The following is a 21,738-nucleotide window of genomic DNA, read 5'->3' on the forward strand; positions in this document are numbered from 1 at the left end:
GGGGAGGGACTGCAGGGATGGAAAACCGGATTAACCCCCGGGTCAAAGCGATTGAAATTTCCGGCATCCGCAAAATGGCGAACAAAGTGGCCGCTTACAAGGACGCGGTCCAGCTGACGCTTGGACAGCCCGATTTTCCGACGCCGGGGCATATTCTCGAAGCGGCGAAACGGGCCATCGATTCGGGCAAAACCGGCTATACGCCAAATGCCGGACTGCTTGAGCTAAGGGAGGCGGCCGCTTCGTTCGTAGCGGACAAATACGGCCTGGTCTACGAAGGAGCCGGCGAGGTTCTGGTCACTGTCGGAGCCACTGAAGCGTTGGAGGTCGCCCTGGCGACCCTCCTGGAAGACGGAAGCGAGGTCATTCTTCCCGCGCCGGCTTACCCGGGATACGAGCCGCTGATCCGCTTGTGCGGCGGGATTCCGGTGCTGGTGGACACAACGGATACCGGGTTTTTGCTGACGGCGGAGAAGCTGGAGCGGGCGCTGACGGACAAAACCCGGTGCGTCATCCTCGGCACGCCGTCGAACCCGACGGGCCGTGTCTACGGCGAGGAGGAATTGGCGGCTCTTGCGGAAGTCCTCCATAACCGGGAAATTTTTGTGCTTTCGGACGAAATCTATTCCGAGCTGGTCTATGCAGGCGTTCACCGCTCGATTGCAGCCGACCCGCGCCTGCGCGGCAAGACGGTCGTGATCAACGGCCTGTCGAAATCGCATTCCATGACCGGCTGGCGGATCGGCTTTACCTTTGCGCCGGAATACCTGACGCGGCAGATGGTCAAGGTTCACCAGTACCACGCCACCTGCGCGACTTCGATCAGCCAATACGCGGCGCTTGAAGCGCTGACGGCGGGCCGGGACGATGCGGCGCCGATGCGGGAAGAATACCGCCGCCGGCGCGATTATTCGCTCGAAAGGCTCCGGGGCATGGGGATGGAGGTTGTTGAGCCGGAAGGGGCGTTTTATTTGTTTCCTTCCATCGCGCGTTATGGCCTGAAGTCGGCGGAGTTTGCGGAGCGGCTGCTGGAGCGGGAAAAGCTCGCGGTTGTCCCTGGCGACGCGTTTTCTTCTTACGGTGAAGGCTATGTCCGGTTGTCTTACGCTTATTCGATGGAGGCGCTGCGGGACGCTTTCGACCGCCTGGAGCGGTTTGTTACCGCTTTGTAAGGAGGTTTTCTTCTTGGCCGGCCGGAAAGTACCGCTTATTTCGGTCCGAAAATTCGTTTGTGCATTCATCCGCACGGGTTAACCGGCTGTCCTCGCGGCTTGCTTGCCGAAGGGACAGCCGGTTTTTTTGTGCGGACCGGCGGAGGAATCGGAACAAATGTTTCTCTTTTCGGGCCGGGCGGATTATAATAGGGCTACCAAGCATCAAGGAGGAACGGCTTTGACGACGACATTACTCATCGGATCGATAGCTTTGCAGGCGGTCATACTGCTCGTTCTCATGACGCGCAAACCGGCCAAACCCGACGCCGGGCTTCGCGAGGGGCTGGCGTTTCTGGAGCGGCAGCTGGACCGGCTTGAGCGCAGCCTGGCCGAGCAGCTCGCGATGAACCGGAACGAAATGCAGGCTTCGGACCGGCGGACAAGAGAAGAGCTGGGCGTCAAGCTGGAAGCGTTCAACGGCTCGCTGCTGGCGTTTATGGACCGGCTGTCCGACCTGCAGCGCAACCAGCTCGGTACGACGGAAGCCAAGCTGGACAAGCTTCGGGAGACAGTCGATTTGCGGCTGAAGGAGCTGCAGGAGGACAACGGCCGGAAGCTGGAGCAGATGCGGGCGACGGTAGACGAGAAGCTGCACGCCACGCTGGAGCAGCGGCTCGGGGAATCGTTCAAGCTGGTCAGCGACCGGCTGGAGCAGGTGCACCGGGGGCTCGGGGAGATGCAGACGCTGGCAAACGGCGTGGGCGACCTCAAAAAGGTGCTGACGAACGTCAAAACGCGCGGAACCTGGGGCGAAATCCAGCTGGGCAATCTGCTGGAGCAGACGCTGACGCCGGATCAATACGAATGCAACGCCGTCACCAAAAAAGGCAGCGCGGAGCGCGTCGAGTTCGCGATCAAGCTGCCGGCCAAGGATGGAAACGGCGGCTTTGTGCTTATGCCGATCGACTCCAAGTTTCCGACCGAGGACTACCAGCGGCTCCTGGACGCCCAGGAGGCGGGCGACGCGGAAGCCGCGAACGGCCACCTGAAGCTGCTGGAGGCGCGGCTCAAAGCGGAAGCGAAGGACATCCGCAGCAAATACATCGACCCGCCGAATACGACCGATTTCGGCATTTTGTTTCTGCCCACGGAAGGGCTGTTTGCCGAGGCGCTGCGCCGGCCGGGCCTGAGCGAATGGCTGCAGCGGGAATGCCGGGTGGTGCTCACCGGCCCCACAACGCTCGCAGCGTTTCTGAACAGCCTCCAGATGGGCTTCCGGACGCTGGCGATCGAGAAGCGCTCCAGCGACGTCTGGCAGCTGCTCGGCGCGGTCAAAACCGAATTCGGCAACTTTGGCGATCTGCTGGACAAGACGCACAAAAAGCTGCAGGAAGCGAGCAACACCATCGAAAGCGCCGCGCGCAAAAGCCGCAACATCGAGCGCAAGCTGAACAAGGTGCAGGAGCTTCCGGCCGCCGAAGCGGACGAGCTTTTGAAGCTGGACGCCTAGTAAAAACGTAGGAAAGCTTAATTCCATTCGTGCTGCATAAGAAAACCGCCGGGAGAAAGCCGCATGAGGCTCCTACCGGCGGTTTTTTCAGTTGTTTTGGCTGCATCCTAAACGCGGGCAGCCCGGCGGTTCTTGGTTAAAGCGGCTGAGCGCTTTTCCAGGCGATGTAGCCGGTCATCGTACGAATGGCGGTTCCAATCGCCCGCTCGTCGGGCTCCAGCTTGGCGTGGTGCAGGCCGTACGGCGTGTCCGCGCCGAGCCAGACCATAAAGCCGGGAATTTGACCGAGGAAAAAGCCGAAGTCTTCGCCGGTCATCGCTTCTCGGCATTCCACCAGCTCGGCGGCGCCGTCCTGCGCCAGCCACTCCATAAACTCGCCCGTCAACGCTGGGTCGTTGTAGACTTGCAGATAATTTGCTCCGTAATCCAGCTCGGCCCGGCATTCAAAGCCGGCCTCGATGCCACGGAGAAGCGCTTCGATCCGGCTTTTGATCCGAAGCATCGACTCGGCGCTGAGGGTGCGGATCGTGCCTTCCAGCCGCGCTTTCTCGGCGATGATGTTCTGCTTTGTGCCGCCTTCGATCTTGCCGATCGTGATGACGGCCGAATCCAGCGGACTGACGTTCCGCGCCACGATGGTTTGCAGCTGGCCGACCAGATGGGCCGCGGCCACCACCATATCGTTCGCCTGATGAGGCATGGCGGCGTGCCCGCCTTTACCCGTCAGGTCGATGAACAACTCCGAGGTGTTGGCGAACAGGATGCCGGGGCGGGTCGCAATCACGCCCGCTTTGTGCTCCGGCGCAATATGCAGCGCCACGATCTGGTCCGGCATCCAGTCGCGCAGCTCCTCCGACGCAAGCATCGGCTGCGCGCCGCCCGGGCCTTCCTCGGCCGGCTGAAACAGCACGACAAGGTCGTCCTCCATCGGATGGCGCACGAAGTGATCCAGCACCCCGACGCCGATGGCCATATGCAGGTCGTGGCCGCAAGCGTGCATGTAGCCCGGATGGCCGGACCGGAACGCATAGCCCGTTTCCTCTTCAATGGGCAGCCCGTCCATATCGGCCCGGTAGCCGAGCCTTCGTTTGGGCGCCGTTCCCTTCACCAGCGCCAGAATACCGGTTCGCCACTTGCGGATCTCCAGCCGGTCCTGGGGCAGCCCCGCAAGGTGCTCCAGCAGGAGAGCCTGCGTTTTCACTTCCTGAAAGCCGGGCTCCGGGATTTGATGCAGCTTCCGGCGAAGCTCGATGTAGGGCTGAATGGCTTCCGCGGCGATGTCCTTCATGCCGCTCACCTTACAGCTGGCGAAGCTCTTGCAAAATTTCGGTCTTGGACTTCGTTTTGTCGTCCACCTGCTTCAGGATTTTGGCCGGCATGCCCGCCACGACGGAGAACGGAGGCACGTCTTCGGTAACAACGGCTCCGGCGGCGACAACCGAGCCCTCGCCGATGCGGACGCCTTCCAGTACCACGGCGTTTGCGCCGATCAGCGCGTCGTCTTCCACGACGACCGGCTGGGCCGAAGGCGGCTCAATGACGCCCGCCAGCACGGCTCCCGCGCCGATGTGGCACATTTTGCCGACTTGCACACGGCCGCCGAGAACGGCGCCCATGTCGATCATGGTGCCTTCGCCGATGCTGACGCCGATGTTGATAACGGCGCCCATCATGATGACGGCGTTGTTGCCGATGGACACCTTTTCACGGATGAAGGCGCCCGGCTCGATGCGCGCGTTGATGCCTTTTGTGTCAAGCAGCGGGATGGCCGAATTGCGGCGGTCGCTTTCGACAACATAGTCCTCGATGGAGGCCTTGTGCTCCTCCAGCGCTTTGCTGATCACGGCCCACTCGCCGAACAGCACCCCGCTCGGACCGGAGATAAACGCCTGCACCTCGGAGCCGAAGTCGATGCCGTCGAGCTTTCCTTTTACATATACTTTCACCGGTGTTTTTTTCGTGCTGTTTTTGATGAAGTCGATAATTTCATACGTGTTCATTTCACTCATCGTTGTCTCTCCTTTTAATGGCCCTTCTTGCCCGAAGGCCGGGCGGCTACATCCTTTATAGCATAACCATTGTCTTTCTATCAATCCGGGCGTTCCCTCCGCGCGGACGCAAAGGCGGAGCCGGAGCGGCAGGAAGCCGGTGCCAGTTGACAACGCCCGCGCGGAGTGGCATAATTGCCAATAACCAAACAGCGCCTTTAAAAACAGTCCCGTGAGGCTGGCAAGGTGATCGACGATTCGAAGCAGGCATATCCGCATCCGCGCTGCGCTACGTTAAAGCGAGCGCGCCGTACCGGGAATGCCTGATCTTCGAACCCAAAAAACCTCTCGCCTCCGCGGCGAGAGGTTTTTTGCTGCGAGGAAGCCCCGGCGCCGGCAGCATAGCGGCAGCCGGGGGCCATCCGCAGGCGATAAACGGGCAAGCAAGCGCGCTGCTTCCATGAATGGGAGGTTGTCAGGCATGCCAGTTCAGCAAGCGCACATCCTGATGGACGAAATGGCGGTCCGGCGGGCGCTCACCCGGATCGCGCATGAGATACTGGAGCGAAACAAAGGCGTGGATAACCTGGTGCTTGTCGGCATCCGGACGCGCGGCATCTATTTGGCCGAGCGCATTGCCGCCAGGGTGGCCGAGATCGAGAACGCGCGGATTCCCGTCGTCGAGCTCGACGCAAGCGGCTACCGGGACGACCGGGACCGCGAGCAGACCGTAACGTCCGGCTCCATCGGGCGAAGCGAGGTACACGGCCGGAAGCTCATTCTTTTTGACGATGTGCTGTATACGGGCCGGACGGTGCGGGCGGCGATGGACGCGCTTATGGCCAAAGGCCGGCCGGAAATGATCCAGCTGGCCGTGCTGGTGGACCGCGGGCACCGGGAGCTTCCGATCCGGCCGGATTACGTCGGCAAAAACATACCGACCTCGAAGGCCGAGGAAATCGAAGTAAGGCTCACCGAGGTGGACGATTGCGATCAGGTAATCATATCCCAGCGCGGGCAGGCGTAACCCGCCGGCAAGCGCGATAACCAAAGCAAAGGCGACAATATGAACACGGAGGTAGACAATGGGACTCTGGATAATTAACGGATGGCTGCAAGGCCGCGACAATCGGGAAGAACGGAGCCACATTTTCACCGAGAACGGGACGATTGTCTCCCTTCATAAAGGAAACGCGGAAGACCTCAACCTGGACGGCCACGAAGTGATCGACGCCAAAGGCAATCTGGTCGCGCCCGGTTTTATCGACATGCACGTGCATTTGCGCGAACCGGGCTTCGAGCATAAAGAAACGATTGCCACGGGGACGCGGTCGGCGGCGCGCGGCGGCTTTACCACCATCGCCTGCATGCCGAACACCCGGCCGGTGGCGGACAAGCCGGACGTGCTGAACGGGATTCGGGACAAAGCGGTCCGCGAAGGCGTGGTCCGGGTGCTGCCGTACGCCAGCATCACGGTGAACGAGCTGGGCCGGGAGCTGACGGACTTCGCCGCTTTGAAGGAAGCGGGCGCGGTTGCCTTCACCGATGACGGCGTCGGCGTCCAGAGCGCGCAGATGATGAAGGACGCCATGGCGCGGGCGAAGGAGCTCGGCATGTCCATCGTCGCCCACTGCGAAGACAATTCGCTGGTTGAAGGGGCGCCGGTGGCGGAAGGAAGCTTTGCCCGGAAGCACGGCTTCAAGGGCATCCCGAACGAATCGGAGGCCATTCACGTCGGGCGGGACATCCTGCTGGCGGAAGCGACCGGCGCGCATTACCATGTGTGCCACGTCAGCGCCGAGCAGTCGGTGCGGCTGATCCGCCAGGCCAAGCAGATCGGCGTTAACGTGACCGCGGAAGTTTGTCCGCACCATCTGGTGCTTTCGGAAGAAGACATACCGGAACCGGACGCCAACTGGAAAATGAATCCTCCGCTGCGCAGCCGGCGCGATGTGGAAGCCGTTATCGAGGGGCTGGAGGACGGAACGATCGACATCATCGTGACCGACCACGCGCCCCACAGCGAAGAAGAGAAAGCCAAAGGCATGCAGCTCGCGCCCTTCGGGATTGTCGGCTTCGAGACCGCCTTCCCGCTTCTTTACACCAAATTCGTCCGAACGGGCAGGTGGACGCTGTCCTTCCTGCTGGAGCGGATGACGGCGAAGCCGGCGGATGTGTTCGGCTTGCCGTACGGGCGTATCGAGCCCGGCCAGGCGGCGGATCTGGTGGTGATCGACCTGGACGGGGAGCGCGAAGTGGATCCGCAGACGTTCCTGTCCAAAAGCCGGAATACGCCGTTCGGCGGCTGGAAGCTGAGCGGCTGGCCGGTCGTCACGGTGGCGTCGGGGCATGTGGTATGGATGGAGCCGCATTTTGCCGGTTCGGTTTTGTAAGGATCAGACATACGAATTCTCGCCGGCCCCGCTCATCCGGGCGTAAGCCCGAGGCGGAAGGCGCGGCGTTTACTTAGAGAGGGAGTGGAAGGCATGCAAGCGAAATTGCTGCTGGAAGACGGTACGTTGTTTACCGGCCTGGCGTTCGGAGCCGAAGGCGAAACGATCGGCGAGGTCGTGTTCAATACAGGAATGACGGGGTACCAGGAAGTGCTGTCCGACCCTTCCTACTGCGGTCAGATCGTTACCATGACTTACCCGTTGATCGGGAACTACGGCATTACGCGGGACGATTTTGAATCCATCCGTCCGTTTGTGCACGGGTTTGTCGTGCGCGAGCACGAGGAGGCGCCCAGCAACTGGCGGGCGCAATACACGGTCGACAGCCTGCTGAAGGAATACGGCATCCCGGGCATCAGCGGCATCGACACGCGGATGCTGACGCGGATTTTGCGCCATCACGGCACGATGAAAGGGCTGCTCGCCACCGGCAATCAGCCGGTCGAAGAGCTGCGGGAGCGCCTCAATGCGGCCCGACTGATGACCGACCAGGTTTGCCGCGTGTCCGTCAAGAGCGTGTTCCACAACCCGGGCGCCGCCGAGCGCGTCGTCGTGCTGGACTACGGCTCCAAAAGCGGAATTGTCCGCGACCTGACGAAACGCGGCTGCGACGTGATCGTCGTGCCCCAGGACACGACCGCCGATCAAATCCGCCGGATCGCTCCGGACGGCATCATGCTGTCCAACGGCCCGGGGGACCCCAAGGACGTGCCCCATGCGGTGGAAACGATCCGCTCTCTGCTCGGGGAATACCCGATCTTCGGCATCTGCCTCGGCCACCAGCTGCTGGCGCTCGCCTGCGGCGCGGACACCGAAAAGATGAAGTTCGGCCACCGCGGCGGCAACCACCCGGTCAAGGAACTGGCGACGGGACGCTGCTACATCACCTCCCAGAACCACGGGTACACGGTGAAGCCGGAGAGCATCAAAACCACAAAGCTGGAAATTACGCACATCAACAACAACGACGGAACGGTCGAAGGGGTCCGACATACCGAATTCCCGGCTTTTTCCGTGCAATACCATCCCGAAGCCGCACCCGGACCGTTTGATTCGGGCTATCTGTTCGACGACTTTCTGGACATGATCCGCTCGTACCAGACGAGCCGCGCTCTGCCGCCGCGCCAGGCGGTCATGTACGCCGAATCCAGGAAAGCCGCGCAAAACGGCGGAGCCGTGACAGCCGCAGCCGCCCGTTCCATCAGCCAGCCGGCCAAGCAAGCGTCGACCAGCCCGAAAGGAGAACCGGATTATGCCCAAAAACAATAAGCTCAAAAAAATACTCGTGATCGGCTCCGGGCCGATCGTCATCGGCCAGGCGGCCGAGTTTGATTACGCCGGTACGCAGGCTTGCCAGGCGCTGAAAGAAGAAGGCATGGAGGTTGTCCTGATCAACAGCAACCCGGCCACGATCATGACCGATACGAACATCGCCGACAAGGTATACATCGAACCGATCAACCTGGAGTTCGTCACCCAGATCATCCGCCAGGAAAAGCCGGACGGCCTGCTGCCTACCCTGGGCGGCCAGACCGGCCTGAACATGGCCGTCGAGCTGGCAAAAGCGGGAGTGCTGGAGCGCGAAAACGTCAAGCTGCTCGGCACCCAGCTGACGGCTATCGAGAAAGCGGAAGACCGCGACCTGTTCCGCGACCTCATGCGCGAGCTGGAGCAGCCGGTCCCGGACAGCGTCATTGTGACGACGGCGCAGGAGGCGATCGATTTCGCCAACGAAATCGGCTATCCGATCATCGTGCGCCCGGCCTACACGCTCGGCGGAACGGGCGGCGGCATCGCGGCGAACGAAGCCGAGCTGCTTGAAATCGTCAGCTCCGGCATCCGGTACAGCCCGATCGGGCAATGCCTGATCGAGAAGAGCATCGCCGGCATGAAGGAGATCGAATACGAAGTTATGCGCGACGCGGGCGACAACTGCATCGTCGTCTGCAACATGGAAAACTTCGATCCGGTCGGCGTGCACACGGGCGACAGCATCGTTGTGGCGCCTAGCCAAACCCTTTCGGACCGCGAGTACCAAATGCTGCGTTCCGCTTCCCTGAAAATCATCCGCGCGCTCAACATCGAAGGCGGCTGCAACGTGCAGTTCGCGCTTGATCCGCACAGCTTCCAATATTACGTCATCGAGGTAAACCCGCGGGTCAGCCGCTCGTCGGCGCTTGCGTCCAAAGCGACGGGCTACCCGATTGCGAAGATGGCCGCCAAGATTGCCATCGGCTACACGCTGGACGAGATCGTCAACCCCGTGACGGGCCAAACCTACGCCTGCTTCGAGCCGACGCTGGATTACATTGTGTCCAAAATCCCGCGCTGGCCGTTCGATAAATTCACTTCCGCCAACCGCAGGCTCGGCACCCAGATGAAAGCCACCGGTGAAGTCATGGCCATCGGCCGGACGTTCGAGGAATCGATTCACAAGGCGATCCGCTCGCTTGAAATCGGCCTCCACCGCCTGCATCTGCCGGATGCGGTCACCCTTGATACGGAAACGCTGGAGCAGCGTTTGATGCGTCCGGACGACGAACGGATTTTCCTGCTTGCCGAAGCCTACCGCCGCGGCTATTCGCTGGAGCAGCTCCAGGAGCTGACCAAAATCGACTGGTGGTTCCTCAACAAGCTGCAAAAGATGATCGCGTTCGAAGAAGAATTGCTTGCGGAAAAGCTGTCGCCCGAGCTGCTGCTCGCGGCAAAGCGCAAAGGCTTTACCGACCGGGCCATCGCCGAAATCCGCCGGGGCGCGGATGCGAACGCAAGCTACGGCACCGAAGCGGAAATCCGGGAATACCGGCTGTCGCTCGGAATCAAACCGGTTTACAAGATGGTGGATACATGCGCGGCGGAATTCGAAGCGACGACGCCTTACTACTACTCCACGTACGAGACGGAGGATGAAGTGCAGGAAACGGCCAAACCGAAGGTCGTGGTGCTGGGCTCCGGTCCGATTCGCATCGGACAGGGCATCGAATTCGACTACTCCACGGTTCACGCCGTATGGGCCATTCGCGAAGCGGGCTACGAGGCCGTCATTATCAACAACAACCCGGAGACGGTTTCGACCGACTTCAGCACCTCCGACCGCCTGTACTTCGAGCCGCTGTTCTTCGAAGACGTCATGAACGTCATCGAACGCGAGCAGCCGGTGGGCGTCATCGTCCAGTTCGGCGGCCAAACGGCCATCAACCTGGCGGCGCCGCTGCAAAAAGCGGGCGTCCAAATTCTGGGCAGCGACCTGGAAAGCATCGACAAGGCCGAGGACCGCAAGAAATTCGAAGCTCTGCTGAAGGAACTGGCGATTTTGCAGCCGCCGGGCGGAACGGTCACCTCGGTCGACGAAGCCGTCGGAACCGCGGCGAAGTACGGGTATCCCGTTCTGGTTCGCCCCTCTTACGTGCTGGGCGGCCGGGCGATGGAGATCGTGTACTCCGACCGCGAGCTTTTGAACTATATGGAAAAAGCGGTCAAAATCAACCCGGAGCATCCGGTGCTGATAGACCACTACATGCTGGGCAAGGAAGTGGAGGTCGACGCGATCTGCGACAAGGAGACGGTCCTGATCCCCGGCATCATGGAGCATGTCGAGCGGGCCGGCGTCCACTCCGGCGACTCCATCGCCGTGTACCCGCCGCAAACCCTTTCGGCCGAGCTGAAACAAAAGATCGTCGACGTCACGATCCGCATCGCCAAAGCGCTTGAGGTGGTCGGGCTGGTGAACATTCAGTTCGTCATCTACAAAGACGAAGTGTACGTCATCGAAGTCAACCCGCGCTCTTCCCGAACGGTGCCTTTCCTCAGCAAGGTAACCGGCATTCCGATGGCGGGCCTGGCGACGCAGGCGATCCTGGGCCGCAAGCTGGCGGACCTGGGCTACTCGGAAGGGCTGTGGCCGGAGCAGGAGCATGTCTCGGTAAAAGTGCCGGTGTTCTCCTTCGCCAAGCTGCGCCGGGTGGATACCACGCTCGGACCGGAAATGAAGTCCACCGGCGAGGTCATGGGCCGCGACCGGAATTATGCCAAAGCCCTGTACAAAGGCTTGATCGGATCGGGCATGAAGGTTCCGCCGACCGGTTCCGTGATCGTGACGGTAGCCGACAAGGACAAGGAAGAAGCAATCGAAATCCTGCGCGGCTTCGACGAGCTTGGCTACAACATTGTCGCCACAGGCGGTACGGCGGCGGCGTTTGCCGAAGCGGGCCTCCGGGTGAACAAAGTCAAGAAGCTGAGCGAAGGCTCGCCCAACATCCTTGATCTGATCCGCAACGGCGAAGCGCACTTTGTGGTCAATACGCTGACCAAAGGCAAAGAGCCGGAGCGCGACGGGTTCCGCATCCGCCGCGAATCCGTCGAGAACGGCATCGTGTGCATGACTTCCCTCGACACCGTCCGGGCACTCCTGCATGTGCTGCAAACCATCAATTTCACCTCGCAATCCATGCCGGTTCCGGCGGAAGCGGGCGCACGGCCGTAAAGCCAACGATCGATCGGCGGGAGCCGGTCGATTTTGCGCGGGTAAGCCCCTTTTGCGGGCGGAACGAAAAACGGATCGGCGAATATTCGAGGAAAGCGGAGGACGGAAATGGGGAACGATTTGGTTAAAGGTGCGGACGGTTTCGCCGGGGAGCGGGCCGGCCGCGGCGAACGGGCGGGAAAAGTGATGGTGGCGCTGGATTACCCGGACGCGAACGCGGCGGAAGGGCTTCTGAAAGCCTTGCAGGGGATCCCTTGTTACCTCAAGGTGGGCATGCAGCTGTTTTACGCGGCCGGCCCGAATTTCATCCATTCGTTAAAGGAACGAGGCTACAAGGTGTTCCTCGATCTGAAAATGCATGACATCCCCAATACGGTAAAAGGCGGAGCGGAAAGCATCACGCGGCTCGGCGTGGATATGTTTAACGTCCACGCGGCCGGCGGTCTCTTGATGATGGAGGCCGCGCGCGAAGGAATGGATAAAGCGCTATCCGGTACTCCGTGCAACGCGGCGCGTCCGCTCCTTATTGCCGTAACGCAGCTGACCAGCACCTCGCAGGAAACGATGAACCGGGAGCTCGGCATTCCCGGGCCGGTCGAGGAAACGGTCGTGCGGTATGCCATGCTGGCCCGACAGGCCGGACTGAACGGCGTGGTCGCGTCACCCCATGAAGTGATCCGGATTAAGGAAGCCGCCGGCGCCGGGTTCCTTACCGTTACGCCAGGCATTCGGCCCCAAGGCGCGGAACAGGGCGATCAAACACGCATCATGACGCCGCGGCAAGCGTTTGCCGAAGGAACGGATTATATTGTGGTCGGGCGTCCGGTTACGGCTTCCGCTGACCCTCGCCTGGCGCTTGAAACGATACTGGAGGAGCTGATCTGACGTGCCGATGTTGAAATTGAGAGAAACCATTGCGTCTTCGCTTTTGCAAATCCAAGCGGTCTCGCTGCGTCCCGAGGAGCCGTTTACCTGGACCTCCGGGCTGAAATCGCCGATTTACTGCGACAACCGCTTAACGATGTCCTATCCGGTCATCCGCAATATCATCGCCGAAGGGTTCGTGCAAATCATCCGGGCCAACTTCCCGGAAGCGGAAGTGATTGCGGGCACGGCGACCGCGGGCATCCCGCATGCCGCCTGGGTCGCGGAAAAGCTGAACCTGCCGATGATTTACGTCCGGGACAAGGCGAAGGGGCACGGCAAGGAAAACCAGATTGAGGGCGTTTTGGAGCAGGGCAAAAAGGTCGTGGTCATCGAGGATTTGATCTCCACCGGCGGCAGCTCGCTGAAGGCGGCAAAGGCCGTTCAGGCGGCAGGCGGCGAGGTTCTTGCCGTGCTGGCGATTTTCACCTACGAATTCCCGCAAGCCGAGCAGGTCTTTGCCGAAAGCGGAATTCCGCTGCAAACCTTGTCCAACTACACGGCGCTGGTGCAAACGGCCGCCGCCCAGGGGTACATCAAAGAAGACGCGGTCGCCAAGCTGCAGGCCTGGCGGGAAAATCCGGCCGAGTACGGCAAATAACCGTTTTATTAGAGAGGTTTCAGGTTTCTTCGGCCTTCCATCCAAGGCGCGGCGATCCATACGGACGCCTGCCGGACGGAGGGCTTTTTTGCGTGACTCTTCGTTCAAATGGGATTACAATAAGGAAACAGCCATTATTTCCTTTTGTCTTTTTTGCCCGGTGCCTTGATCCGGGTTCGCCGTATGGAGGGGAAAGGGAGGATTTTATGAAAAGTGTCCACAGCCGGGAAGTGCATCAAGCCGTATTGCGGAAGCTTGAAGAGCGGGGCGTGAAGCTGGAGGATATCGCCGATATCGTCCACAGCCTGCAGCTGCCGTATCACCCCGATCTGCAAATGGAGCCTTGTTTGGAAAGCGTGCGCGCCGTACTGGAGAAGAGGGAGCTTCAGCATGCCATCCTGGTCGGCATTGAACTGGATGAATTGGCCGAAAAGGGCCAGCTCTCGGAGCCGCTGCTGTCGATCCTGAAAGCCGACGAAGGACTGTTCGGCTGCGACGAGACGCTGGCGATCGGTGCGGTTTTTGGCTACGGAAGCATCGCCGTGACCACATTCGGCTATTTGGATAAGCAAAAGACCGGCATCATCCGCGAGCTGGACAACAAAGCGACCGGCAAAGTCAACACATTCCTGGATGATCTGGTGGCGAGCATTGCGTCCTCGGCATCCAGCCGTCTGGCGCACCGGCACCGCGATGCGGTGGAAGCCGCTGCGGATTTTGCCGCCCGCGAGGCGGCGGCGGGAGCAGCGAAGCAGGAAACGGCCGAAGTCGTCGTGCTGAATCCGCTCGCACCGGAAGGAGAAAATGCGGCTAGCTGAGCCTGCGTCCGGGCCGCCGACGAAATCCGGTTTGGCTCCCCTATCGCACTTCCCAGATAATAAAACCGCTTGCCTTTAACCGTTCAAAAGGCACAGCGGTTTTTTTACGGTTGGGGAGCATCGGTAAAATGCTTCGCCTCCGGGCATGCTAAAGCAAGCAGCAGCAGATAAAGGAGGACGCACAATGAAATGGGTATACTGGGCTCGGCTGTATGACTCCAAATTTCAAGCCAGCTGCCTGGCCAAGCGGATGGAGGAGGACTGGTGGATTTACGGGTATGACTGCCCCAAATCGGTTGAGATTTACCGGTCGCGCAAAGGGAAATTCGGAGTGCGTTATGTCCCCGTTCCGTAAAGGGATAAATAATGATTGACATCGTTTTGCGTATGCGGTATATTATTTCTTGTGGCCGATAAAAAGGCCGCTTCGAAAGACGACGCGGGGTGGAGCAGCCCGGTAGCTCGTCGGGCTCATAACCCGAAGGCCGCAGGTTCAAATCCTGCCCCCGCAACCAATTTTACTTTCAATGTTTTGCACTTATACAATGGAATGCTCTTCAGGGCCCTTAGCTCAGTTGGTTAGAGCGGTCGGCTCATAACCGATTGGTCACAGGTTCGAGTCCTGTAGGGCCCACTTCCCAATTACCGGAACCCAGAGAAGAGGGTTTTTTTTATTTTCACTTTAAAATTGAGAGCCTTGAAAGGCTAAGGCAAGACCCGTACAAAAAAGCAGGCGTGGAGCTCCACGCCTGCTTTTTTGTGCCTATGAGCAGGTTAAAGCTGCTTAATAACGGAATTACAATTCTTGCCCGCCGCTTGCCAGCTTTCCCGCTTTGGCGGCGCGGCCGCTCCGATAGGAGAGGACCGAGCCGAGCAGAAGAACCACGGTCGCGGAGAGGAACGGATAATCCAGGTTGACGTCAAACAAGCGGCCTGCAACGATAGGGCCGATTATGTTGCCGAAGCTGGTGTAGGCGGAATTCAAGCCGGCGACGTAACCCTGCCGGTCCGCCGCCATCTTGGACATTTGCGTGCCGATGGCTGGCCGGAGAATGTCGATGGCCAGAAAGACGAGGAACGTCACGGCGGCAATGAGCCAATAGCGGTGAACAAACAGCGTCAGCAGAATGAACACTCCGGCGGCGACCAGGCAGAAGAAAATGACGCGCTTTTCGCCAAACCGGTTCAGTATCCAGCCAAAGACGGTCAACTGGACCACCGCGCCGGCAATCGAACCAAAGGTGAAAATAAAAGCAATGTCCTTGGAAGTGAACCCGAACTTGTGGTCTACGTAAAGCCCAAAGACGGTTTCGTAATTTGCCAGGCCGAAGGAAACAACAAACACGAGAAGCAGGCTGATGAAAAAGGGTTCCCGGTGCGAATGAAGCAGTTGGGTAAACAAGCTCGGTTCTTTGACCTTTGTTTCGGCCGGAACGGAAGCCGCTTTTGGCGCGACTTTCGATTCCGGGAGAATCAGAAGGGTGACGACCGCCGCAACAACGCCCGCCCCGGCGGCTCCGTAAAACGGGACCCGAAGGCCGAACTCCGCCAGGTAACCGCCGATCCCCGGTCCGATAATAAACCCGGTGGTGATGGCGGCGTTAATCAGGCCCATTCCTTTTGCCCGTTCCTCATTCGAGGTAACATCGGCCGCATAAGCCATGACGGCCGGCATAATCAAGGCGGCGCCGATGCCGCCGAGCATCCGTCCGGCGAATAGCAGCTCAATCCGGCTCGACGCTCCGAAAAGAAGCTCGGACAGGGCGAATACGATCATGCCGAGCACGATGATTTTTTTGCGGCCCCAGCGGTCGGAAAGGTTGCCCGCAAACGGGGAAAACAGAAACTGGGTCAGGGAAAACGCCGCAACCATCAAGCCGACGAGGCTTCCGTTAATATCAAGCAGCGTCATGTAAGCCGGCATGACGGGCGCTACGAGTCCGATTCCGGTAAATACCAGAAAAATATTCAGCATGAGGAGCAGAATGGCTCCCCGGTTTCGAGTCAATAGTGACATGATCGCAATCCTCCGGTTGTTAAAGAAGCATGTGTAGGGATTATAAAAAAAAGGAAGCCTCGGCAAATCCGCCGTCAACCCGAAATGCCTTTGATGAAAATCTCCATGGCCGAGCGGTACAGCTTCAGCGCCTCCTCGGCGTTCTTGTTTCGTGTCAGTTTGCCCAGTCCGACAAATAATCCTTCCAGAACGTGCGCCGCTTGCTTGGGATCGGCATCCGGCCGAAATTCCCCGCTTTGAACTCCTTCTTGCAGCAGACGTTCATTGAAAGCCAGGTGGCGGCCAATGATTTCGCTTACGCGGTCTTCGACCGGGCCGGTGATGCTCGGATCGCCGAAAAACTCGTCGGCGGCCTTCGTCAGGGGGTGATTCCGGTCGTCCAGAACAATCATTTCCGCCATGCCGGCCAGCTTTGCGGAAGCGGTCCGGTAAGACGGCTCCCGAGAAGCCCACTCTTTCTCCCATTCCGTGTCCCACTCATCCATCAAAGCGAGGAACAAGCCTTCTTTGCTTTTAAAATGGTAGTAGATGTTTCCTTTGCTGCTTCCGGTCGCTTCACAAATATCCTCTATGGAGGTAGCCCGGTAGCCTTTTTGCATAAACAGGGCTTTGGCCGCATCCGTCATTTTTTTTCGGGTTTGCTCCCGCTGGATTTGTTTTTTGTTCATTGGCACGCTCCATTCGGCGGTAAAAGAGAGTCCGGTACATACTGACCGAACGTTCGTTCAGTATTATAGCAGGCGATTCTCCGGTTGGCAACCCAACCAGGCCGGGAAATAAGGGGGAGAGCCGATTTCAAAACGAAACAAGCAAATTAGCCCGTTTTTCGCATAGTCATTCTAATCTAAAAAACGTTATACTGATATAGCACAATTGATATATCACAAATATAGCATGTCTTACCAAATAAGGTGGTCGAATGAACAAGTATCAACTGGCGCTGCTGAAAAATATGAAGGCGCAATTGGAAGAGTGGCTCGAACGAAGCCGGGAGCCGGTCGCGCATGACGAGGTCTACCGTTTTTTGCATACCCTTCGGGGTTCCGCCGGCTCCATCGGCCTCCCCGAGCTTTCGGAAACCGCGCTGCGTCTTCTGGAAAGTCTCGACAGCCGCACCGGGACGGAGTGGAACGCGGACTCCCTGAAAGGTTTCCTTTACCGGCTTCTGGAGCACTCCTATCATCTGGAGGCCCAGGCGGAGGAAGATGCGGAGCTTTCGTTTTCCCAGGGCCGTCTGGCCGAAGGCTCCCAGGCTCCGGATGACCGTCCGACCGTTTTGCTGATGGATGACGATATTCCCTTTCTCGTGTTTGTAAAGGATGAACTGGAGCGGCAAGGGTACCTGGTGCTTCCGGCCGCGAGGGCCGATCAGGCTGCCCGGTACGTTCAGGAGGACAAGCCGGATGCCGTTGTGCTGGACCTCAACATGAAGGACGCCTCCGGGTTTGAACTGGTGCGCCGGTTTGGCGAGGAGTGGAGACGGGAGCTTGTTCCGGTCACCATAATGAGCGCCGACGACCGGCTGGAAACCCGGCTGGAAGCTTACCGGCTGGGCGCCGACGATTTTGTGCGCAAGCCGCTGGAAACGGCCGAATTGCTGGCGCGCCTGGAACGGCAGCTGGCCAAGAAACGGCTGATCGATGCGTTGTGCGGCAGAGCCGCGGCGCGGGAATCCGGCATAGAGGGGCAGGAGGCGGTCAAAAAAGCCTCGCAGGCGGTGCCGTCCCAGGCTCCGCTCCGGGTTGCGATTGTGGACGATGACATGGTGATTCGCACCATGCTGTCCGAGTTCGTCAAAACCGCCCTGCCCGAAACGGGCAAGCCCGAGATCCGGGCGTTTCCGGACGGGGAGGCCTTTCTTTCCGACCCCTGGTCCCGGAACGGAGGCGCCTATTTCGTCATTTTGGACCGGATGATGCCCCGGATGGACGGAATCGAGGTGCTGCAGCGGCTGCGCGCGCAGGAGGACTCGGACCGGTATACCGTTTTGATGCTGACGGGTAAAAAAGGAGAGGCCGATGTGGCCCGGGCGCTGGAGCTCGGCGCGGACGACTATGTCACCAAGCCCTTCAGCCTGCTTGAGGTCCAGGCACGCATCCGGCGGCTGGCAAGGAGAATCGGCTGATGAGCGCGGATAAGGTGATTCCGGCCTTGATCTGGGTGCTGCTTGCGCTTGCTGTGCTGCTGCTGCTCATGCTCGGGTACCTGGTTGTTCGCAAATGGAATGAAAACCGGCAGCGGGCCGAGCTTGTCCGAAAAATGGAGGCGTACCGCCAGCCGATGTACGACTATCTGTTGAACGGGGCGGATTCCCGTCATTTTGTCCTTGCGCCATCGGGGAAACGAGGGAAGTTTCTGGCGCTGGAGGCCCTGCTGGAGCAGTTTTCATCCGTGCTGGGCGGAGAGGAAACCGTAGCCCGGTACCGGGCTTACGCCAGCAGGCATTTTGCCGAAACGTATCGGAACCACCTGAACAGCCGCCGCTGGAGCGAACGCATGAACAGCCTGTTCCGGATTGAAAAATTCCGGATGGACGAGCTTGAGCCGGAGGTGCGGGCGCCGCTTGAAGCGGGCATTGCAGGCGCTTCGGGGGAAACGGCGCAGCGCTTCAAGCTGCTGGCGAAGTGGGGATCGCCCCGGACGGTGGAGCTGCTGAAAAAGAACCGCGTTCCGCTTTCGGAATTTCAGCGGCGGCTGATCGTCAGCCAGATGGAAGACGGCGTTTTTGCGGAGCTGACGGACCGGTTGGACGAGATGGACAACCGCTGGCGGCTGATCGCCATCGACATTATCGGGCTTCAGCGCAAAGATGCTTTTTTGGACAGGCTGCACGGCTTTCTGGATGACGCCGATCCGGAAATCCGCATCCGCTCGCTGAAAGCGCTCGGGCAGTTCAGCTTTCTTCCGGCGCTCGACCGTTATGCTGTTCACGCCGATTCTTCGTCCTGGCAGGAGCGCATGATGGCGGCCCGTCTGTATGGAAAAATCGGAGATGCCCGGTATTTGCCGGTACTCGACCGGCTTGCAAACGACGCCGACTGGTTTGTCCGCTCCGCGGCGGCGCAGGCCCGGTCGGAGCTGCGCGGCGGGAACACCGGCGCGGACGAAACGCAAGGGTGGGGGACGACAATCCAATGACTACGGGACGCGACCTGCTGGACCTGGCCGTAACCGGGACAGGCTGGTTCATTTTCTTTTATATGGCGTGCATTTTGCTGTTTTATACGTTTTTTATGATCGTGTCGGCGGTTCAGCTGCGCCGGAGCTACCGGCTGGATGAGAACACGCCTTACGAAGAGCTGCTTGATCTCAGCTACGCCAAACCGATTTCCATTCTCGTGCCGGCTTATAACGAAGAGGCGGGTATTTACGACAGCGTCCGTTCGCTGCTTAGCATCCAGTATCCCGAGTTCGAGATTATCGTCGTCAACGACGGCTCCAAGGACGGAACGCTGCAAACGATGCTGGACCGGTTCGCCATGGAGCCGGCGGAGCGTTTGTTTCAGAAGCGCCTTGCGACGGAAGAGGTCAAGGCGGTTTACCGCTCCCGGCTGTACCCGAATCTGATCCTGGTGGACAAGGCGAACGGGGGCAAGGCCGATGCCTTGAACGCCGGCATCAACTATTCCGCCTATCCCTACTTCTGTTCGCTGGACGGGGATTCGGTGCTGGAACGCGGCTCCTTCCTGAAAATCATGAAGACCATCCTCGATTCCGACGGCGAGGTGATCGCGTCCGGCGGAAGCATCCGGATCGCCAACGGCTGCCGTATCGAAAGCGGCGAAGTGGTCAGCATCGGACTTTCGCGCAAGCCGCTTGTCGTCATGCAGGTGATCGAATACCTGCGCGCCTTCCTGCTCGGGAGGGTCGGGCTAAGCCGGCACAACCTGCTGCTGATCATTTCCGGCGCGTTCGGCGTGTTCGACAAGCATTGGGTCGTCGAAGCCGGCGGGTACCGCCGGCATACCGTCGGCGAGGACATGGAGCTGGTTGTCCGGCTGCACCGGATGATCCGGGACCGGAAGCTGAACAAATCCATCGTCTACATTCCCGATCCGGTCTGCTGGACGGAAGCGCCGGAGAGCATGAAGTATTTGCGCCGGCAGCGCAACCGCTGGCACCGCGGTCTTTTGGAAAGCCTGAAGCTGCACCGCGGGATGATCGGCAACCCGAAGTACGGCCTGCTCGGTTTTGTATCCATGCCTTATTTTTTGTTTATCGAGCTGCTTGGCCCGGTTGTAGAGCTGGCCGCCTATTTGATGCTGGTTGTCTCTCTGTTCGCCGGACCGGTATACTGGCCGTTTGCTGCGCTTCTGTTCTCCGTCTGCCTGCTGTACGGCTCGCTCTTTTCCATGGGCGCCGTTCTGCTGGAGGAGTGGAGCCTGCGGAAGTATCCGAAGGTGCGGGACATTCTGCGTTTGTTTTTCTATGCGATGACCGAGACGTTCTGGTACCGTCCGCTTACCGTGCTGTGGCGCGTGCAGGGGATCGCCCAGTGGTTTACCGGCAAGCGCGGCTGGGGCGAGATGAAGCGCAAAGGCGTCGCTTCTGCGCCCGCCGCACCGGCGCCGACGTCGGCTGCGGCCCCTTTGGCGCCTGCCCCTGTTGCGGCGGCGCTGGATTTCACCGCTGCCGTCGCACCGGCGGCATCCCCGGAACCGCGCAAGCGGCGCCCCGTCAAGCGCGCCGTCCTGTACGCGGGCCTGGTTCTGCTCTTTGCCGGCGGAGCGGTTTACGGAGGGATGGCACTGGTGAAACCGAAACCGAATACGCAAACGGTCCAGCTGAACGGAAGTACGATTCCGGCACGGGTCGGACCGTCTTATCTGCAGGTGCTCCGGGACGGCGAATGGACGGATCTTTTGCTGAAAGGGGTCAATATGGGCATTGCCAAGCCCGGCTCTTTTCCCGGTGAAACAGCGATTACCAAAGAGGAGTACGCGCGCTGGTTCCGGCAAATCGGCGAGATGAACGCCAATGTGGTGCGGGTCTATACGATTCACCCGCCCGGCTTCTATGAAGCGCTGGCCGAGTACAACCGGGAAGCGGAGCAGCCGCTGTATATCATTCACGGCGTCTGGGCCAACGAGGAAAATCTCGTTTCCACCGGCGATGCGTTCGCCTCCGTCAACCGGGACGAGTTTGAAGCGGAAATCAAGCGGGTGATTGATCTGGTGCACGGCAACGCCGAGCTGGAAGCCCGGCCGGGTCATGCGTCGGGGGCGTACCGCACGGATATTTCCCCTTATGTGCTGGGATGGATGATCGGCGTAGAATGGGACCCGGAAATGGTCGCATCGACAAACAAGACCCACGAAGGCATGACGGATTTTGACGGAGCTTACTTCCGGACGGAGGCGGCTTCGCCGTTTGAAATCTGGCTGGCCGAACGGCTGGAGACCACAGTCGCTTACGAGCAGAAGCAGTACGGCTGGCAGCGTCCGGTCAGCTTCACCAACTGGGTGACGACGGATCTGCTGGAGCACCCGTACGAACCGTCCGATAAGGAAGATATGGTAACGGTCGATCCGAACCGCATCTTCCCGAAGGAGGCGCTGCAGGCGGGTTATTTTGCGGCTTATCACGTGTATCCGTATTACCCGGATTTCCTGAATTACGATCCCGCCTATACGGAGTACGTCGACCACCGGGGCGAAAAAAACAACTACGCAGGGTACTTGCACGAGCTGAAGCAGGCGCACCGGATGCCGGTTGTGGTGGCGGAATACGGCGTTCCCGGCTCCCGGGGGCTGACTCACCGCAACGTAAGCGGCTGGGACCAGGGCTTCC

16 protein-coding genes, 2 tRNA genes and 1 pseudogene are annotated in these 21,738 nt (G+C 59.8%); 15 read left to right on the forward strand and 4 right to left on the reverse strand.

Features of this window, described 5'->3' with window-relative positions:
* The first annotated feature begins 17 nt into the window (after positions 1–17).
* Both AC6I6H_RS01065 and AC6I6H_RS01070 read left to right on the forward strand, forming a co-directional pair.
* Positions 18–1,172 carry an aminotransferase A gene (locus AC6I6H_RS01065; protein ID WP_497949772.1) on the forward strand — a complete coding sequence of 385 codons (1,155 nt, stop codon included), beginning with the start codon at positions 18–20 and terminating at the stop codon, positions 1,170–1,172.
* Between the two features lie 220 nt (positions 1,173–1,392).
* Positions 1,393–2,664: a DNA recombination protein RmuC gene (locus AC6I6H_RS01070; RefSeq protein WP_497949777.1), complete on the forward strand. Its 1,272-nt coding sequence runs from the start codon at positions 1,393–1,395 to the stop codon at positions 2,662–2,664.
* 136 nt (positions 2,665–2,800) lie between these two features.
* On the opposite strand, the gene AC6I6H_RS01075 is transcribed toward AC6I6H_RS01070, so the two are convergent.
* The gene (locus AC6I6H_RS01075) at positions 2,801–3,952 is read right to left on the reverse strand and encodes an N-acetyldiaminopimelate deacetylase (RefSeq protein ID WP_497949782.1); all 1,152 of its coding nucleotides are present in this window, start codon (positions 3,950–3,952) and stop codon (positions 2,801–2,803) included.
* A gap of 10 nt (positions 3,953–3,962) precedes the next feature.
* Positions 3,963–4,673, reverse strand: a complete 711-nt coding sequence (gene dapD, locus AC6I6H_RS01080) for a 2,3,4,5-tetrahydropyridine-2,6-dicarboxylate N-acetyltransferase (protein ID WP_497949787.1) — start codon at positions 4,671–4,673, stop codon at positions 3,963–3,965.
* A gap of 460 nt (positions 4,674–5,133) precedes the next feature.
* On the opposite strand from dapD, the gene pyrR reads away from it, so the two are divergent.
* From pyrR to AC6I6H_RS01130, 10 genes are all read left to right on the forward strand, one after another.
* On the forward strand, positions 5,134–5,679 hold the full coding sequence (pyrR, locus tag AC6I6H_RS01085; protein WP_497949789.1) for a bifunctional pyr operon transcriptional regulator/uracil phosphoribosyltransferase PyrR: 546 nt from the start codon (positions 5,134–5,136) through the stop codon (positions 5,677–5,679).
* Positions 5,680–5,737: 58 nt separating this feature from the next.
* Entirely contained in the window at positions 5,738–7,045 is a 1,308-nt protein-coding gene (gene pyrC, locus AC6I6H_RS01090; protein ID WP_497949791.1) for a dihydroorotase, read from the forward strand.
* A 93-nt stretch (positions 7,046–7,138) separates the two neighbouring features.
* Complete coding sequence (carA, locus tag AC6I6H_RS01095; RefSeq protein ID WP_497949794.1) at positions 7,139–8,374, forward strand: glutamine-hydrolyzing carbamoyl-phosphate synthase small subunit; 1,236 nt, start codon at positions 7,139–7,141, stop codon at positions 8,372–8,374.
* Complete coding sequence (gene carB, locus AC6I6H_RS01100) at positions 8,358–11,588, forward strand: carbamoyl-phosphate synthase large subunit (protein ID WP_497949796.1); 3,231 nt, start codon at positions 8,358–8,360, stop codon at positions 11,586–11,588. The genes carA and carB overlap by 17 nt, the downstream gene beginning before the upstream one ends.
* A gap of 186 nt (positions 11,589–11,774) precedes the next feature.
* The gene (pyrF, locus tag AC6I6H_RS01105) at positions 11,775–12,473 is read left to right on the forward strand and encodes an orotidine-5'-phosphate decarboxylase (protein ID WP_497950235.1); all 699 of its coding nucleotides are present in this window, start codon (positions 11,775–11,777) and stop codon (positions 12,471–12,473) included.
* 7 nt (positions 12,474–12,480) lie between these two features.
* A complete protein-coding gene (pyrE, locus tag AC6I6H_RS01110) occupies positions 12,481–13,113 on the forward strand; it encodes an orotate phosphoribosyltransferase (protein ID WP_497950240.1) in 633 nt (210 codons plus the stop codon).
* Between the two features lie 206 nt (positions 13,114–13,319).
* On the forward strand, positions 13,320–13,931 hold the full coding sequence (locus tag AC6I6H_RS01115; protein ID WP_497949799.1) for a phosphatidylglycerophosphatase A family protein: 612 nt from the start codon (positions 13,320–13,322) through the stop codon (positions 13,929–13,931).
* A gap of 184 nt (positions 13,932–14,115) precedes the next feature.
* Complete coding sequence (locus AC6I6H_RS01120) at positions 14,116–14,286, forward strand: hypothetical protein (protein ID WP_497949803.1); 171 nt, start codon at positions 14,116–14,118, stop codon at positions 14,284–14,286.
* A gap of 83 nt (positions 14,287–14,369) precedes the next feature.
* A tRNA-Met gene (locus tag AC6I6H_RS01125) sits at positions 14,370–14,446 on the forward strand.
* Between the two features lie 45 nt (positions 14,447–14,491).
* A tRNA-Ile gene (locus AC6I6H_RS01130) sits at positions 14,492–14,565 on the forward strand.
* Between the two features lie 162 nt (positions 14,566–14,727).
* On the opposite strand, the gene AC6I6H_RS01135 is transcribed toward AC6I6H_RS01130, so the two are convergent.
* Both AC6I6H_RS01135 and AC6I6H_RS01140 read right to left on the reverse strand, forming a co-directional pair.
* Positions 14,728–15,948, reverse strand: coding sequence for an MFS transporter (locus AC6I6H_RS01135; RefSeq protein ID WP_497949806.1), 1,221 nt, complete (start codon positions 15,946–15,948; stop codon positions 14,728–14,730).
* A 74-nt stretch (positions 15,949–16,022) separates the two neighbouring features.
* Positions 16,023–16,616 carry a TetR/AcrR family transcriptional regulator gene (locus tag AC6I6H_RS01140; protein WP_497949808.1) on the reverse strand — a complete coding sequence of 198 codons (594 nt, stop codon included), beginning with the start codon at positions 16,614–16,616 and terminating at the stop codon, positions 16,023–16,025.
* A 251-nt stretch (positions 16,617–16,867) separates the two neighbouring features.
* Between AC6I6H_RS01140 and AC6I6H_RS01145 the strand changes: the two genes are divergently transcribed.
* The 3 genes and pseudogenes from AC6I6H_RS01145 to AC6I6H_RS01155 all read left to right on the forward strand — a co-directional run.
* A complete protein-coding gene (locus AC6I6H_RS01145) occupies positions 16,868–18,073 on the forward strand; it encodes a response regulator (protein WP_497949810.1) in 1,206 nt (401 codons plus the stop codon).
* Complete coding sequence (locus AC6I6H_RS01150; RefSeq protein WP_497949813.1) at positions 18,073–19,086, forward strand: HEAT repeat domain-containing protein; 1,014 nt, start codon at positions 18,073–18,075, stop codon at positions 19,084–19,086. The genes AC6I6H_RS01145 and AC6I6H_RS01150 overlap by 1 nt, the downstream gene beginning before the upstream one ends.
* Positions 19,083–20,495: pseudogene (locus AC6I6H_RS01155) on the forward strand (glycosyltransferase family 2 protein); the annotation flags it as partial. The gene AC6I6H_RS01150 and the pseudogene AC6I6H_RS01155, both read left to right, overlap by 4 nt.
* Positions 20,496–21,738 lie beyond the last annotated feature (1,243 nt).

The sequence above is a fragment of the Gorillibacterium sp. sgz306347 genome (genome assembly GCF_059735245.1).

Coding starts and splice junctions, on each gene's coding strand:
- AC6I6H_RS01065 (WP_497949772.1), top strand. CDS start 18: ATGGAAAACCGGATTAACCCCCGGGTCAAAGCGATTGAAATTTCCGGC.
- AC6I6H_RS01075 (WP_497949782.1), bottom strand. CDS start 3,952: ATGAAGGACATCGCCGCGGAAGCCATTCAGCCCTACATCGAGCTTCGC.
- dapD (WP_497949787.1), bottom strand. CDS start 4,673: ATGAGTGAAATGAACACGTATGAAATTATCGACTTCATCAAAAACAGC.
- pyrR (WP_497949789.1), top strand. CDS start 5,134: ATGCCAGTTCAGCAAGCGCACATCCTGATGGACGAAATGGCGGTCCGG.
- pyrC (WP_497949791.1), top strand. CDS start 5,738: ATGGGACTCTGGATAATTAACGGATGGCTGCAAGGCCGCGACAATCGG.
- carA (WP_497949794.1), top strand. CDS start 7,139: ATGCAAGCGAAATTGCTGCTGGAAGACGGTACGTTGTTTACCGGCCTG.
- carB (WP_497949796.1), top strand. CDS start 8,358: ATGCCCAAAAACAATAAGCTCAAAAAAATACTCGTGATCGGCTCCGGG.
- pyrF (WP_497950235.1), top strand. CDS start 11,775: ATGGTGGCGCTGGATTACCCGGACGCGAACGCGGCGGAAGGGCTTCTG.
- pyrE (WP_497950240.1), top strand. CDS start 12,481: ATGTTGAAATTGAGAGAAACCATTGCGTCTTCGCTTTTGCAAATCCAA.
- AC6I6H_RS01115 (WP_497949799.1), top strand. CDS start 13,320: ATGAAAAGTGTCCACAGCCGGGAAGTGCATCAAGCCGTATTGCGGAAG.
- AC6I6H_RS01120 (WP_497949803.1), top strand. CDS start 14,116: ATGAAATGGGTATACTGGGCTCGGCTGTATGACTCCAAATTTCAAGCC.
- AC6I6H_RS01135 (WP_497949806.1), bottom strand. CDS start 15,948: ATGTCACTATTGACTCGAAACCGGGGAGCCATTCTGCTCCTCATGCTG.
- AC6I6H_RS01140 (WP_497949808.1), bottom strand. CDS start 16,616: ATGAACAAAAAACAAATCCAGCGGGAGCAAACCCGAAAAAAAATGACG.
- AC6I6H_RS01145 (WP_497949810.1), top strand. CDS start 16,868: ATGAACAAGTATCAACTGGCGCTGCTGAAAAATATGAAGGCGCAATTG.
- AC6I6H_RS01150 (WP_497949813.1), top strand. CDS start 18,073: ATGAGCGCGGATAAGGTGATTCCGGCCTTGATCTGGGTGCTGCTTGCG.